The 15,835-nt window shown below is 39.6% G+C and carries 13 protein-coding genes and 1 pseudogene; 6 read left to right on the top strand and 8 right to left on the bottom strand.

Translation table 11 applies throughout. The features are described from left to right. Positions 1-7 precede the first annotated feature (7 nt). Positions 8-1,735, top strand: coding sequence for a PTS fructose transporter subunit IIBC (fruA, locus tag EES38_RS15275; RefSeq protein ID WP_124938082.1), 1,728 nt, complete (start codon positions 8-10; stop codon positions 1,733-1,735). A 153-nt stretch (positions 1,736-1,888) separates the two neighbouring features. Here fruA and ykgO read toward each other — a convergent pair whose 3' ends face one another. Beyond that, positions 1,889-2,032 (bottom strand): type B 50S ribosomal protein L36, encoded by a 144-nt coding sequence (gene ykgO, locus EES38_RS15270; protein WP_124938081.1) that lies wholly within the window; start codon positions 2,030-2,032, stop codon positions 1,889-1,891. A 1-nt stretch (position 2,033) separates the two neighbouring features. Then, positions 2,034-2,300 (bottom strand): type B 50S ribosomal protein L31, encoded by a 267-nt coding sequence (locus EES38_RS15265; RefSeq protein ID WP_124938080.1) that lies wholly within the window; start codon positions 2,298-2,300, stop codon positions 2,034-2,036. A gap of 210 nt (positions 2,301-2,510) precedes the next feature. On the opposite strand from EES38_RS15265, the gene EES38_RS15260 reads away from it, so the two are divergent. After that, positions 2,511-3,830, top strand: coding sequence for a ferredoxin reductase family protein (locus EES38_RS15260; protein ID WP_124938079.1), 1,320 nt, complete (start codon positions 2,511-2,513; stop codon positions 3,828-3,830). 83 nt (positions 3,831-3,913) lie between these two features. On the opposite strand, the gene EES38_RS15255 is transcribed toward EES38_RS15260, so the two are convergent. The 3 genes from EES38_RS15255 to EES38_RS15245 all read right to left on the bottom strand — a co-directional run bounded on the left by EES38_RS15255 (position 3,914) and on the right by EES38_RS15245 (position 5,878). Further along, positions 3,914-4,828, bottom strand: coding sequence for a sensor domain-containing diguanylate cyclase (locus EES38_RS15255; RefSeq protein ID WP_124938078.1), 915 nt, complete (start codon positions 4,826-4,828; stop codon positions 3,914-3,916). 142 nt (positions 4,829-4,970) lie between these two features. After that, positions 4,971-5,519, bottom strand: a complete 549-nt coding sequence (locus tag EES38_RS15250; protein WP_124938077.1) for a nucleotidyltransferase family protein — start codon at positions 5,517-5,519, stop codon at positions 4,971-4,973. A 17-nt stretch (positions 5,520-5,536) separates the two neighbouring features. After that, the gene (locus EES38_RS15245; protein WP_124938076.1) at positions 5,537-5,878 is read right to left on the bottom strand and encodes a DsrE family protein; all 342 of its coding nucleotides are present in this window, start codon (positions 5,876-5,878) and stop codon (positions 5,537-5,539) included. A 108-nt stretch (positions 5,879-5,986) separates the two neighbouring features. Between EES38_RS15245 and rlmC the strand changes: the two genes are divergently transcribed. Continuing rightward, positions 5,987-7,117, top strand: coding sequence for a 23S rRNA (uracil(747)-C(5))-methyltransferase RlmC (gene rlmC / locus EES38_RS15240; RefSeq protein ID WP_124938075.1), 1,131 nt, complete (start codon positions 5,987-5,989; stop codon positions 7,115-7,117). 26 nt (positions 7,118-7,143) lie between these two features. On the opposite strand, the gene EES38_RS15235 is transcribed toward rlmC, so the two are convergent. The 3 genes and pseudogenes from EES38_RS15235 to nrdD all read right to left on the bottom strand — a co-directional run. Next, complete coding sequence (locus tag EES38_RS15235; protein ID WP_124938074.1) at positions 7,144-7,740, bottom strand: ATP-dependent zinc protease family protein; 597 nt, start codon at positions 7,738-7,740, stop codon at positions 7,144-7,146. A gap of 252 nt (positions 7,741-7,992) precedes the next feature. Continuing rightward, on the bottom strand, positions 7,993-8,454 hold the full coding sequence (nrdG, locus tag EES38_RS15230) for an anaerobic ribonucleoside-triphosphate reductase-activating protein (protein WP_124938073.1): 462 nt from the start codon (positions 8,452-8,454) through the stop codon (positions 7,993-7,995). A gap of 12 nt (positions 8,455-8,466) precedes the next feature. Next, positions 8,467-9,735, bottom strand: a pseudogene (nrdD, locus tag EES38_RS15225) (anaerobic ribonucleoside-triphosphate reductase); the annotation flags it as partial. A gap of 113 nt (positions 9,736-9,848) precedes the next feature. On the opposite strand from nrdD, the gene EES38_RS15220 reads away from it, so the two are divergent. The 3 genes from EES38_RS15220 to EES38_RS15210 are packed head-to-tail and all read left to right on the top strand — an operon-like array spanning position 9,849 to position 15,833. Further along, a complete protein-coding gene (locus tag EES38_RS15220) occupies positions 9,849-11,360 on the top strand; it encodes a tyrosine-type recombinase/integrase (RefSeq protein ID WP_124938072.1) in 1,512 nt (503 codons plus the stop codon). Next, positions 11,360-15,247, top strand: coding sequence for a hypothetical protein (locus tag EES38_RS15215; protein WP_124938071.1), 3,888 nt, complete (start codon positions 11,360-11,362; stop codon positions 15,245-15,247). The genes EES38_RS15220 and EES38_RS15215 overlap by 1 nt, the downstream gene beginning before the upstream one ends. Beyond that, positions 15,222-15,833, top strand: coding sequence for a hypothetical protein (locus EES38_RS15210; RefSeq protein ID WP_124938070.1), 612 nt, complete (start codon positions 15,222-15,224; stop codon positions 15,831-15,833). The genes EES38_RS15215 and EES38_RS15210 overlap by 26 nt, the downstream gene beginning before the upstream one ends. Positions 15,834-15,835 lie beyond the last annotated feature (2 nt).

Raw genomic sequence — 15,835 nt, 5'->3', positions numbered from 1 at the left:
GTAAACTATGAAAATTGCCATTATTACAGCATGCCCAAGTGGTGTAGCAAATAGCATTTTAGCAGCGGGCTTACTTGAGCAAGCATCAAAATCATTAGGTTGGTCTGCTAACATTGAGTGTCAATCATCTGTTGTGGAACAAAACACTTTAACAGACGCTCAAATCTCAGAAGCAGAACTTGTTATCATCGCTGCCAGCACTGATGTCGATACCACTCGTTTTGTTGGTAAAAAAGTGTACAAAGCAGACATCGCTGAGTGTACTTCGGATCCTGTTGGATTCCTGAAGTCAGCATCAGAAAAAGCACAAGTATTGGCTGTAGGTGAAACAGTTGCAGCAGCTCCAGCACCTTCTGCTGGTAAGAAAATCGTTGCTATCACAGCTTGCCCTACTGGTGTCGCGCATACTTTCATGGCTGCTGAAGCTCTGGAAGAGAAAGGCGCTCAGTTAGGCCACCAAATTAAAGTTGAAAGACGCGGCTCTGTTGGTGCAAAAAACCAACTCACTGCGCAAGAGATCGAAGAAGCGGATTTGGTTATTATCGCAGCTGATATCGAAGTTCCTCTTGATCGCTTCAACGGTAAAAAAATGTATAAAACCAGCACTGGTTTAGCATTGAAGAAAACAGAGCAAGAACTTGAGAAGGCGTTTGCCCAGGCATCAGTCTACTCTGGCGGTTCTGCAAAAGGCTCCAGCGAAGCATCTGAAGAGAAAAAAGGTGTTTATAAGCACTTGATGACCGGTGTATCTCACATGCTTCCTGTCGTTGTAGCGGGTGGTTTGATCATCGCATTGTCATTTGTTTTTGGTATCGAAGCATTTAAAGAAGAAGGCACCCTTGCAGCAGCTCTGATGAAAATCGGTGGAGGTTCTGCGTTTGCGCTGATGATCCCTGTCTTAGCTGGTTATATCGCATTCTCGATTGCTGACCGTCCAGGACTTGCACCTGGTCTAATCGGAGGTTCACTTGCCGCATCAATCGGTTCTGGTTTCCTAGGTGGTATCGCAGCAGGTTTCATCGCGGGTTATTCTGCCAAATTGATTGCCGATAACGTTAAGTTACCTCAGTCAATGGAAGCACTAAAACCAATCCTGATCATTCCATTCCTAGCAAGTTTAATCACTGGCTTAGTTATGATTTACGTTGTTGGTGGACCAGTTGCTTCTATCATGAACGCAATGACTGAGTTCCTAAACAGTATGGGCTCAACTAACGCGGTTATGCTAGGTATTATTCTTGGCGCTATGATGTGTTTCGACCTTGGTGGTCCAGTGAACAAAGCCGCTTATACATTCGGTGTTGGTCTACTTGCGTCTCAACAATACCTACCAATGGCAGCTATCATGGCAGCAGGTATGGTTCCAGCGCTTGGTATGGGTCTAGCAACATTCATCGCTCGCAACAAATTTGAAGCAAGCGAACGCGAAGCAGGTAAAGCGTCATTTGTACTTGGCCTATGTTTCATCTCTGAAGGTGCGATTCCTTTCGCAGCGAAAGATCCAGTTCGCGTTATCCCATCTTGTATGATTGGTGGTGCGGTAACAGGTGCTCTTTCAATGCTCTTCGGTGCAAAACTAATGGCTCCTCATGGCGGACTATTTGTACTTGCTATCCCTGGCGCAATCTCACCAGTGCTTATGTACTTAGTCGCAATTGCAGTCGGTACAGCAATCACAGGATTTGGCTACGCGATGGTTAAACAAAGCGCAGCAGCGAAAGCAGCAAAAGCATAATTTAAATCCCGATATTGGAGTTTATCATGTAAAGCTCCCCCCATTGAGTCTATGTGACCTTCGCCAGCGAAAGCTCCTTCGCTGGCTTTTTTCTTTTCAATAAAAACAAAAAAGGCGCCTGTAAACAGTACGCCCTCTAATCAAAAATTTAGCTTATTTCTTTTTCTTGGTCTTACCCTGAACCGCTTTAAATCTCGGGTTACTCTTACAGATGACATAAATACGCCCTCTGCGCTTGACGACCTGGCAGTCACGATGACGCTTTTTAGCGGACTTTAGTGAACTTAGTACCTGCACGTTATTCCCCTTTTACTTTCGAACCCATATTGCCAAATCTGCGATTGAAATTAGCGATACGTCCTTCCTTACTCGCAACACGCTGTTTGCCAGTGTAAAAAGGATGAGATTCAGAAGAAACTTCAATGGCATGATATGGATATGTTTTTCCATCTTTCCACTCGATTGTTTTATCTGTTTTCAATGTTGATCCAACCAACATGTAATGACCAATACTCGTATCATGAAAAACGACTGTACGATATTCAGGGTGTATATTTGACTTCATAATTCCCTCCCAAAAAGAAACGTTATAACATAACAATAATACAAATGATAATTGCTATCAACAAATAATTAGTGATTTTTATTCTCATTTAACTTTTATCGCATATGTAAAGTAATGCAAAGTTAGGTAAGTGAAACAGGATTCACTATTGCTCAGGGGGTAATTCATATTAATCTATTGATAAGACCAATAAAATCGAGAGTAACTCTCATGAAATACATCATCATAATCAGTCTTGTGCTTTGGTTTCCCACTGTCATACTGAATTACTCTGACGATGCCAGTTTTTTCTTTTGGCGCCATCACTTAACTATTTTGACTGGGCTTATAGGCTTCGCATGTATGACAATATCAGTAGTACTTGCGCTAAGGCTAAAATGGGTTGAAGACAAACTAAATGGCTTAGACAAAGGCTATTCATTACATAAACAAATGGGTATCGGTGCTCTCGTTTTTTTAGTTCTGCATTGGGTGATTATCGAATCTGCGAAATGGTTAATCTCTGCTGGCTTATTAGAGCGTCCCCATCGCGGCGGCGGTGCCAGACATGCCATAGAGGGGATAAACTGGACTCACCTTGCGAAAATCGTTGGTGAATACACGTTTTATGTATTTGTTATCTTTGCTGCAATTAGCTTAATTCAGCTGATTAGCTACAAAAAATTCAAATTTACGCATAATTTAGCGGGTGCCATATTTATTGCAGGTGCCTTTCACAGCGTCATTATCATGGATTTAAACTGGCCTTCAGTAGCTTTAGACACAACGATTATACTCATGAGCATCGTCGGTGTTATTGGTTCAGTAATTTCTCTAACAGGAAAAATCGGTCGAAATAATAAAGTGCAAGGTGTCATCAGTAGCCATCAAATTATACAAGTAGCCCCTTCTCAACCAAAAGTGCTGCACATTAAAATCAAGCTCGAAAAAGAAATAACATACCGTGAAGGACAATTTGCCTACATCGATTTTCTTGATGGAGAGTCACCGCATCCGTTCAGTGTTCTCAATTACGACAAACCGACTCATACTATCGAATTTGCAATAAAAGAGCTTGGTGACTATACAACGTCATTAATGAATACCATTAATGACAGGATGTGTGTAACCGTTGAAGGTGGCTATGGTCGTTTCTCTATACCCCAGCAACGAAAACAGATATGGGTCGGTGCTGGTATTGGCATTATTCCTTTTATCGCCTGGTTACACGGACTAAGTAAAATAACGTCAGCTTCGTCAAAGAACAGTATTGATTTTTACTACTGTCGGCGGAGTCAAAAGGAATCGTATTTTTTGCAGCAAATTATAGAACTCACAGCTAAATCGCCAAACATCAGATTACACGTTATCACAGAGGAAGATGGGGAAAGGCTATTAGCCAATCAAATCGCATCGAATACAACAATTTGTAACGATACTGCCGTCAGTTTTTGTGGGCCAATCAAATTTGCCGAACAACTGGCTCGTGATCTTACATCGATGGGGCTACCTGAAGGGCAGTTTCATAGCGAAAAATTCATTATGCGTTAGATGCATCAACTTTACTCTGGGGCGCATATTTATCAGCGCTCCAGAATTGAGCAAGGATGGATTGTTGCTCATTAAATCCATAGTCAATACTGGACCCGGTTGCGCCCCTGCTCTTTTGCCTCGTATAATTTTGCATCAGCAAGTGTTATCAAGTCGGTAAAGACACCATTAAAGGTAGGAGTACTACAAGCAAGTCCAATACTGACCGTTATTTTCTCCTCATTCTCGACCATCACTTGCGGAAGTATAAGTTCGTCAATCGCCTCAAGAATTCGCTTACATAGTGCTTTAGATTCTCGATAACTGATACCAGACCAAACTAAAACAAATTCGTCACCACCATAGCGAGCACAAATATCCCCTGCTCTAGATGCGTATTTTTTTAACGCATGCGCGATGAGTCGTAAGCAATCATCCCCAGTTTGATGCCCATATTTATCGTTGATTCTTTTGAAATGGTCGATATCGACGATTGAAATGGGAATGGGGTTCTGATGACGTAGACTGCGTTTCCATTCGGTTTCCAGAAACTCATCAAGTGTTCGTCTATTAGCCACACCGGTTAAGTCATCAGTTCTTGCCAGAGCAATGGACGCCTCTTCAGCAAGCTTACGCTCGGTAATATCCTGATGGCATATAACAAAGTAACGTTCCTCTTCATAAAAGAATGGAGTCACTTTCATAACAAACCATCGCTCACAATCTGAACTGTGGCAGGGATATTCCATCGTGAATTTAACCAGTTCCTCATTAATTACTTGTCGTATACCGTTTGCTGCCTGAGCACCAAAACCATCACCCTGACACTTAGCTTTATCACATTCCTCTAAATAATTTTCCTTTTTCCATGACGCTCGCGAAAACGAACAATTATTTTTTTCACCAAATTCGTGCCAAGATTGATTGATAAATTTTATCGCACCATGTTTATCGATAACCACTACGTGTTCATCCATGGTGTCTAGAACCAGCTTTAGAAACCCATTCGAGTTTTCCATTTACCACTCTCTGCTTATTCTTAAGTGTTTATTTCTATGACGTTTGTAATCAGCAATTGCTTTTTGGGGTGCATAGGTAATAAAAGGCATAAACGATAGCAAAAGCAAGTTTTTAATCTGAATTATAAAACCGAAGTATTAATTAATTTTTATACACCGTTAATAAAGGCCAGTTTTGTAACCAACCTTTAAGAATCACTCGCTTTTCAAAGAGTTCTGTACTTCTAAGCGGATTATGTGAAATGTGCAGTGCAAATAATGATTCATAACCAAACGCACTAATGCACTTGTAGCCATCACAAGTCTTTCTGACTGCAACAGCTGTTTCTTTTTCCGGCCAAAAAGCCATCGCATCAAGAATATCAGTATAAGGTCTATCCTTATTGACCAAATGCATTCGCGCTTGATTTCTAACTTGCCAATTGAGAGGTAATTTATCTCTAAGACGATGCTCGTATAACTGTTCACTCTCAATACTAAGATCAGCGGCATCAAAATAGATCACATCAACATCATTGAGTGGTGTTGACGTTTCTTTGTTGTGGAGATGGTCCCAAACTAAATTTCGAACAAATCCCGCCGCGACATAGCTTTGAGGAATATTCAACTCATACACAAGTTTTAATACTGTTGTTCGCAAAGTATCGCGTTGAATGAGTTCAATCACTTTTGAATGATAGTCGCTAACCATTACAACATTCCTAATCGTCATGGCTTGATATAAGCAAGTCCATCAGCTTGACGCTCAATGAGATCAAGAACGCCAACTGAGACCACTTTTACATTAGTATTTAATTCAACGAGACTTATATTTTGACCATTGAGTGAGTTTTGGCAGACTTTAAACATGACACCGCTCCCACTTAGCCGACTCACTTCTGCCGAATATTCACCCGCATCAAGGCAGCCCCTGGCGGCCTCTGAATTTGCCAATACCTCTATCTCTGATCGAGTAATGTCAGCAACATTAACTAAGTTCCTTAGATTCGCAAGAAGTAACGGCCACTTAGCGAACTCATCAATATGAAAAATGACCCTGACTTTATTCATGTACTGCTACCTTAATTAATTTTAGTTGTGGTCTGGATAACAAACTGGAGTGGTCTTTTCCACTGAGATTTTTAGACTTTGTATTTTACTTATTCCATAGAAAATCTGATGTTTTGCGCCTACCATGCTAATGCACAATGCCACTCATGTGAACATATAGACTGTTCCTACCCTGAACAAATTAATCAAAAACAAACCCGACTTAAGCGACAATTAAACATCTCCGATAAACAACTGCTACCTCTCATTACCAGTGCTGAAACTCGATGTCGTAACAAGGCGAAAATGGTTGTATTAGGCGTCGCACAGTCGCCTATATTAGGTATAGAATCTGTTAGCAGCGGCGAGCCAGTGAGTCTGGGTGAATGCGCATTATACACACAAAGCTTACAAGATCTGATTACCGCGCTTCCCGCATGGATGCAAAACTCTGGCTTAGTTCCGTATAATAAAATCAAACGGAAAGGTGAGTTAAAGTATATATTAATCACTGAAAGCACTGCGAATCAGGATGTGATGATTCGATTCATTATGCACAGTGAAAATCAGCTGAATAGAATAACGAATAACCTCCCTTTACTTTTAAGCACCTTTCCCAAAGTAAAAGTTGTTACTGTTAACATTCAACCTGTTCATATGGCCCGCCTAGAAGGCGAAAAAGAAATTTTTCTCACTGAACAACATGAGATTGTTGAAATTCTCAACGAAATTCCGCTATCTATAAGACCTAAGAGCTTCTTCCAGACTAACTCCCGGGTTGCTGAACAACTTTATAAAACCGTTGCCAAATGGGTTAAAGAGTCAAATGTCGAAAATATATGGGACCTTTTTTGTGGTGTTGGAGGGTTTGCTCTGCATTGTGCACCGTACGTAAAATCAGTCACAGGGATAGAGATAGAGCCGGAAGCCATTCGGAGTGCCCAGCACTCAGCAAAGTTAATTGGAATAAATAACATTGAATTTGCAGCACTAGATAGTCGTCAATTCAGTGAATCCAGCGAAAATAAACCCGACTTAATTATCGTTAACCCACCACGCCGCGGACTGGGGAAAGACTTGGTTGAAATCTTAAATCGTATTAGCCCGAAAAAAATCATCTACTCGAGCTGTAATCCAGATACACTTATCAAAGATTTGGAACTGTTGGACTATACGCTCGTAAGAGCACAGGGGTTTGATATGTTTCCGCATACTCCACATCTAGAAGCGGCAGTCGAACTCATAAAAAAGCCAGTGTAATACTGGCTTTAAGTCTCAATATGGTATTATTGGCGCCCTTGAATGTATCGTCGACTCACATCGACTAAAGCAAAGTCCTCAATGTAGCTTCGTCCAAGAAGGACTGGAAACGACAAATGACTGCGGTCTGCGAGGGTAAACTCGGTTTTTTCAACCTTGTCACCAATTTTGAGCCAAGTTTCAATGACAGGACGACGTTCACCCTCTTCATTACTCGCCTGACGAATTCTAACCCAACGCTTAACCGGTAACACGAGTTCATCGCTCAGACTATTTTTGTCTTTAATTTTAAAGCGAACCCATTTCTCACCATTGCGTTCAAATACTTTCAAATCGTATGCACTCAGAGAAGACGTCGTTGCTCCCGTATCCACTCGGGCCCGGTAACTTTTATCCACACTTGGAAAACTCACCCACTCTTTCTGGCCCAATATTAATTTACCCTGAATCTGCTTAATCTCTTCAATGTCGGGAGCCCTTTGAGCGCCAGATAACCGTTCGGCAGACTCTATTTTATCCTTATCTTTTTGAGAGTTATTAGCAGTATCTGGTGTACTTGCATTAGAGCATCCCCATAGTCCCATGGAGACTAGCATGACGGCAACTTTCCAGCGTTTTTGCATCTGATCCTCGTTTATTACTTTGGTTTTTATGATTTACTTTCTCTGTTTTATTCGGACTCAAGATACCATTTGAAGTTCAAGATCTTCCTCTAGAAAATGTCATTTATAAGTCAAATGAACCAGATAAACTGACTAAATTATAGAAAGAAATTTTAATAAGGGTTAACAGCACATAGGTAAACGGTCATAACAACAGACAAAAAAGAGCCGTATAAAACGACTCTTGTAACATAGTAATTTAGTAATAAACGCCTAGAACTCGTGGATAATTTGATTTGAGCTGCCACGCCACAACAACGAAGGATCGGCGAGTTTCTGTTCGAATTTGCCATCAATCAGAACATCAATCCACTCCAACACTTGCTCCTGTTGTGGTGATAATTGTGACAATGTGTATCCAGTCCACAACCAAATATCTTTACCAACACATTCCGCTTTGACACGCTTAACTAGCTTCAGCACAGCATCTACGTTCGCGGGATGAAGTGGATCTCCTCCTGACAGGGATAGCCCTCTGCGCTTGATCCTATCATCGTTAAGGTCCGCAATAACTTGATCTTCCATCGACTGAGAAAATTCAAATCCCGAGTTTAGCGACCAAGTTGATTGGTTGTAGCATCCTTTGCACTGGTGCTCACAACCCGAAACAAATAATGTACAACGTGTTCCGGGCCCATTGACCACATCGACTGGATAGTATTTGTGATAATTCATCGATTGCTTCATCTACAAATGTTTCACACGGCGTTTCACTTCTTCTTGTTTACCGAAATTAAACGGCCTTGCATCCGGACTGCCAAGATAACCACAGACTCTGCGAGTTACAGAAACTTTCGTCGTATCGTGGTTGCCACATTTAGGACAAACAAACCCTTTACTAGTACAAGAAAACTCTCCGGTGTATCCACACTCATAACACTCATCAATTGGCGTATTCGTTCCGTAATAAGGGACCCGGCTGTAACTGTAGTTCCAAACATCTTCAAGAGCTTCTACGTTACGTTGCATGTTAGGAAACTCACCATAGCAGATAAATCCACCATTTGATAAAGGAGGATATGGCATTTCGAAATCAATTTTATCGTAAGGATTTACTTTTTTCTCCACATCAAGGTGGAAGCTGTTTGTGTAGTAGCCTTTATCGGTTACACCATCAATCACACCAAACTCTTTTGTATCAAGGTTACAGAAGCGATTGCACAAATTTTCACTTGGCGTTCCGTATAAACTGAATGCGTATCCAGTTTCTTTCGCCCAGCGTAACGTCGCATCTTTTAAGCGACGAATAATCTCAACACCTTCTTCGCGTAACACTTTTTCATCAAAGATATGAGATTTATTGTGGTATAACGCATTGATGGTTTCATGAATACCAATGTAGCCTAGTGAAATCGACGCCCGTCCGTTCTTGAAGATATGAGCTATTGAATCGTTGGCTTTTAAGCGCACGCCACAGGCACCTTCCATGTACAAGATAGGTGCTACCCTAGCTTTTACTTTTTCAAGACGACTGATACGTGTCTCAAGCGCTCTTCTTGCTAGCTCTAACCGCTCATCGAGAATTTGATAAAACGTGTCTCTATCCCCATGAGCTTGCAGAGCAATACGAGGCAGATTAAGACTGACAACACCCAGATTATTCCGACCGTCATGTACCAGCTCACCATTCTCTTCATAAGCACCAAGAAAACTACGGCAACCCATTGGGGTTTTAAATGACCCAGTTGTTTCTACAACTTTGTCGTAGTTAAGAATGTCGGGATACATACGTTTAGTCGCGCACTCTAGTGCTAACTCTTTTACATCGTAATTTGGATCGTCTGATTTGAAGTTAAGACCATCTTTAATCGCGAATACTAATTTAGGGAATACCGCCGTTTTATGGTTTTTACCCAGCCCAGCGATACGGTTTTTAAGAATCGATTTTTGAATGAGCTTTGACTCCCAACTGGTCCCAAGACCAAACCCAAAGGTGACAAATGGTGTCTGTCCATTATGTAGTAAATCTAAATATTCTCACTATATATTTATGATTATTTCTCCTTTGACCTTTTAATAACAATAACTTAAATTATTACTATATTAATATATCGAGTTATTCAATTCTCATGAAGCTAAAATATGTCTCCTACAAAACTGAAAAGCTTATTACGACAATCAACGATAAAATTGTCGAAACAACAACTCACAAGTTATTTCGTATAAGCAATAACGAAGAGATCATTGAGTTCACTGCATTTGCATCTCATCTTCAACAAGACACTTCCGGTCGTGGAAGAACACTAAGTGCGAACACAATCAATAGCTATCGAGAAGCTGTAATTAAATTTATTGACTATCTACACGCTGCAGGAATCATGGGAGCTACTGGTCAGGTGGATTTGTCATATTGCAGAAAATGTGTAATGGGTTATGTGGATTACATTCACAGAGAAGAACGACTATCAATTTCTCACCATGTCGCAGTTATCAGAGAATTGATGAAAGACTACCGCCCTAGATTGACTGGAAATTCAATAAATCTACATATTAATGCTGTAGAGAAATACATTACATTGTCTGAACGCTATGCATCCGCATTGCATACAAAAATGTGCCGAGAGATAGGAATATCTCCTGTCGAGAATTCATATCAACCTATCTTCGAGCAAGTCTGGCAATCCAATGAAATTTCACTGTCTCAAAAAAAGTTTTGGCAACAGAACACGATGATCGGAGGCGTTCTTGGAATCAAAAATATTCATGCTAAGCAACATCGTATATTCGACCGAGTAGCAGTTGAAGACAGTAAAGTGCGCAACAAAGTAGAAATATCTCAACAGCAAATTGAAGAGTTGCTCAACCTAGATTCTTTAAGTCTTCGGGACCGAGTTCTATATGCGCTGATGTTTGCATCTGGATTACGAATATCCGAAGCAATCCTACTGCAACTATGCCACATTAATTTTACAGAGCATCGAATTTTCATGCCCCAAGATAGCATCAGCAAAAGAGGCTTATCTGACGAAGAGTGCCGAATATGTTCAGCATGGAAAGGCCGCCATACATTAAACGACGAAGTCCTACTCTTTGGTATAGCGGAAGATATTTTTTGGCGAGAGCTCAACCATTACATAAAAAATCAAGTAACTGATTATTCGCATGATTTCTTATTCACCTTTACCAAAGGTCCCAGAGTTGGGCGCCCACTATTGCTTACATTACGAGCAGATGAAAAACGTTCCCACTCAAACCTTGTAAAACATTTTAAATCGAAATTACTCGAAATAGGTATACCAGAAAAATCTGTTTCGGGCCCACATTTTTGCAGACATGCACAAGTTCATTATCTACACAATGAAGCTCCGCGACGAATCATAGCCCCTGATGGAAATGAGCGCCTGGTATTTGGTTATCCTTTAGAAGTTGTTAAAAGCTTGATTGGTCATGTGAATCTCACTAGCACTATGAATTATGAAAGGGACGTTACAGAAAAGGCCAAGATGGAACATCGTAATGCACGCGAAATGCTGGCTATGAATCTGAATGAGGAGAAATTAAACATGCAAAGAATTAAAAATTATCACCTAGCTGAAGCCCGAAAAATTGAACATGCCCTCACAAAACTGGAGAACAAGTAATGTCATTTAATGTCACTAACAAAATAATATATCCACGAGGTAAAGATGCAGCAAATAAACGTATTCGCCCTATAGCCTTAGAACTTGGTAATAAAATGTACGATTTATTTTCCAAAATAGGCGTTAAAAAGAAATTTTGTGTAGACGAAATGGATCTACTCAACTCTCCCCATAATATAACTTATGGTACTGCGGATATGAGATGTCTAGCTTACGAAATTGCAGATAATATCACGGCCGACACGGAGGCAGTACTAGAAATCGCGACTCAATGTTCTAGTGACAATTTATATCTTACTCAAAAAATGAAAGCTAAAAATCCTAATCAAATATCACATCAAGCTGCTATTAGGTATCTTGAAAGAATTCATAAACTTACCCCTTTATTTGGAATTCAACCGGAACAAATTAGTAGATCTCTCCTGAGACATCTTATTTTTATTGCAAAATCTATTCTGATCAAACTTTGGCGTGAAGAACTAATCGTGCTGCCAATTTCTGTTAATTTGAAAATTGATTGGAACGATATAAATAAATTTACAACTTTCAAAAGAAATCAGAGAGTTACAAAACCTCCTCTATATGATGCCACAGACGATTATCTGGCATCCTTGCAAAAGGAATTTGAAGCAATTTTTTTTGGTTTTGATGATGCTCGTGAAATTGAACATATGCTAATTACACAGAAAATCGGAAAAAATTTGGCCGGATTAGGCACAACCCACAACCTCGTTTACTGTAGCAGACTATATTCTATTGAAGATGTTCACATTAACTCATACGATTCTGCTACAAAATTCGTGGTATTAGATAAGCTATTAAATAGAAAAAAGCCGTCAGATGCTCTCATCTACAAAGCATTATCAAATTCGGTTGTACCAATGCCTGCAATAAGCTCTCGCCTGCTAAAATTAAAAGCCCTTAACACTGTCTTAGGTTGCCACAAAAGGGACACTTTATCGGGCCATTCAAAAACCATAAATGACCGTTTACGTTCAGAAATATTACAGTTGCAATCTTTGGATAAATTTGACTATAACGAAGTAATTTTTGAACAAGACGAAAAAACTCTATATCAATTTTTCGTGAATAATGATTTTTCAACAACAAGCAAACTATTGGAATATGGATTAATAGAAAATAGTCCATCTTTTAATTTTTGGGATGAATATAAAAAGAATCACTTCAGAAAACAAGTTAAAAAAGGTTCAAAAACTTCAGCACAGACTGGTTGGAATATCATTTATAAGTACATTACCTACGTTGCCTGTTGGTGCGACATGTTTCCTGATTCTGCAAAAAAACAAGGAATTACTCCTCCCCATTTCTTCAAAGATTTAGATCGAGAAACATTCGTTGTTCGCTCATTTGGCAATGAAGATATCGACACTGAAACCTGGCCGCGTAGTCTAGCTGAATTTGTACTATCACATACAGAAAGAAACGCCACTTGGGTACGAAGTGCTCTAATGTCGGTAGGTTTAAACTATGCATTTGACAAAACACATGTAGGTGACGGTGCTGCTCTGCTCTTTCCCAGAGAATTTACGCAACATTGGCATGCAGAAAATAATGGTATCCGCCTTAACTCCCTCAAAGAGTCTGTCAAAAAAGTCTTTCAACGTGATGAGTTTGCGGTTGTATTGCAAATAGCCTACACACTTGAGGCACTTGGTCGTTATTTACAAGAACGAATGCTAAAAGGGGATTCTAGAGAACTATTAGGTTTTGAAAAACTATCTAATAATACAAATGACAATCCATACAGTTTTATAAAAATGTCTACAGCGATGCGTCAAACTCCTATTGGTGTTGTTGAATTAAATTACGACATTAGTTCTTCGACTGAAAATAACATTGCGAATTCATTTTTCTACGTTGTTCCAATCACTGCCTATAGAAACGCACTACGTGCAGGAGAAAGTAAAAATCTCCAGGATAAAAGACTTAAAGAAATGGTTATGAATGAACCAACGGCTGGGCTTTCTCCAATAATTTGGATTGTTGATGAATCACTACAATACAAATATGTTCGTCTTGATCAGCCATGTAAGCTGATTTCAAATCTATATTCCATGAACAAAAGCTCGTTTATTAATATTCAGGGTGAACGCATAATAGTGCCACTATTAGGGGCTCTACGTGGGTTTATTGTTGCCTTAGAACAAGGTCTAAGGCACAAGCATATAAGATATCTGGATGCCAGATACTTTGACAACAAAGTCGACCCAACAGAACTAAATGATATTGTAGAACTACTGGTTAGCACTGATAAAACCCGAAAACGAGAATGGTCAACTCCAGCTCATATTGACGTCATAAATGTTCTAAGGGCTGAACGGGAGTTTCTACGTTTACGAACGGATGTAGATGATTTAATTGAATATGATTCTACCGAACAACAGATTGATGTCCTAATGAGAAATGTCAGCGGTAAAGCATATACAGAAAACGCATGGACTGCGATTTGGCGAAGTTTTTTAGGCATATGCCAGTCGGTAATAAACCATTCATTTACTGAGTCCATTGGAAGTTCCCAATTCATCAAAATGGTCCCTCTTTCTACTCAAGATTCCATGAACGCCCAAACTGTTGAAAATAACATAAGTGCTGATAGCAACTTTGTTAGCCGAGCAACGGTCAAAACTCAAACTGACATGGAAAAATACAATTTTGATGGAGAGGGACATCGAGTGAAAGCTCTTGCACTGATGTCTCCCCATTCGACTCGTACAACATTTGTAAGTCATAGAATTGGATATATACCACTCCCGATTCTTTCAAATACGGTTGGTCATATGAACCCAGCGACAACAATATATTATGGTGTTAAACAGGAAGAAGACATAGCACGGTACATTGGTGAATTTCGTTCTGGTCAGATGATGATTGTCAAAAGTGCTTCGTCGCAACGAGAAAAACAAAAAATTCCAACTAATTATGTATCACAAAGCAACGTAAAAACGAGTTACGAAACAAATCCAGTTCAGACAAAAATACTTTACGGATTTACCTCTATACCACTAGTAACTATCGATGATTCAGGAGAACAGATTCAACGTAAAACTGGATTAGAATTACTGGATAACACCCCAAATTCAATGATTGCATATTGTGCTACCCATGTGTGTGTTCATAACATGGAATGCCCTCCAGATATTATTTCTGAAAATGGCGGACATCAACGTTGTGGTATCTGTCGAATTAAAATTTCACATATTGATAATTTACTTTCAATATCAAGAATGATTCAAAAACTTTCGCTCGAAGTAAATGCAAATGCATGTACGCTCAAACAATTAAATCAAAACAAAATAAATGACAAAGAACTTCATAAAGCCGAGATCCAAGATCTTAAGCAAGAAATAGCTATACAGAATTCAGAGCTAATCGGTTGGCAAACAATGGAGAAAACACTGGAAGAAACCAGGCAAAATAAACTGCGCCAAGGCAATTCCGTGATGAACAAGTTTGTAATACCTGCACCTAAATTGCTGTGTGATTCAATCAAATGCGAAAAAAAGAAACGAACATACACTGAGCTATTTTATGGCCACATGAGCAATATTAGTGATGTCCCTTCACTAAATAGTCCGGAACTTAGTAAAATTGTATCGCGTATAGAGCGACAAATATTAACACAAGCAATGTCTATGTCCCCTGATGCTGCAAGTGAAATAGCTAAGCACTTTATTAACGAGTCACTTGACCCACGGCACATCATGTCACCCATTATCAGTATGATTGAGTCAAACATCATTACTCGTGAACAAATCTATAACGTTTTAGAAGCAAATCTAAGCGAAATGATTGTTCCATCAAATAATCTTCAGCAACGCATTATCAAAGGGTTATCCACTTATGAACCAGAGAAAATCGCTAGTTAATCAACGAATTAAACATTTGCGTGAAGTACTGGATAAAATTAGTCAGCATTCGTCACTGAAGCGGGATATAACTAATATAGACAAGCTCGCTAAAAAAGTGAGTGAGACCACTGGTATTGGATATTCCACGCTTTTGAAGAAAGGTGGTAACTACCGTCATCACTTAGAAGCGACACTGATTAAAATCATACCAAAATCCGCTTCTTTAGTATCATTTGAAGACAAGATGCCTGAAAATTGGGTTCATCAAAAAGCGATTTATGAATCTGAAATTGGGCTCCTAAAGCAAGAGTTAAAGAAAGCAGAAAAATCCCTAGACCAGGCTCGACTTGCCATTGCACATGCATCAGATCACCGCCTAACAATTGATGATGCCAATAAACACAGAGATATGGACATTAAAGTTGAAAAACTGTGCAGAGTATTAGCTACTTTACTGGACTATCTTGCCGAAGAACAATTGGGTATCGAGCTGGATGTAAAAACGGGAACAATAGTATCTTATGGTGAAACGTTAATGACATCGGAATTACTAGCTCCATATATTGAATGGCAAAAACGCACATCACCGAAGTCTGGAGACTAACA

The organism is Vibrio viridaestus (assembly GCF_003856525.1).
Lineage (GTDB): Bacteria > Pseudomonadota > Gammaproteobacteria > Enterobacterales > Vibrionaceae > Vibrio > Vibrio viridaestus.
The sequence above is the reverse complement of the archived record's forward strand: the minus strand, read 5'-3'. Positions and strand labels throughout refer to the sequence as shown.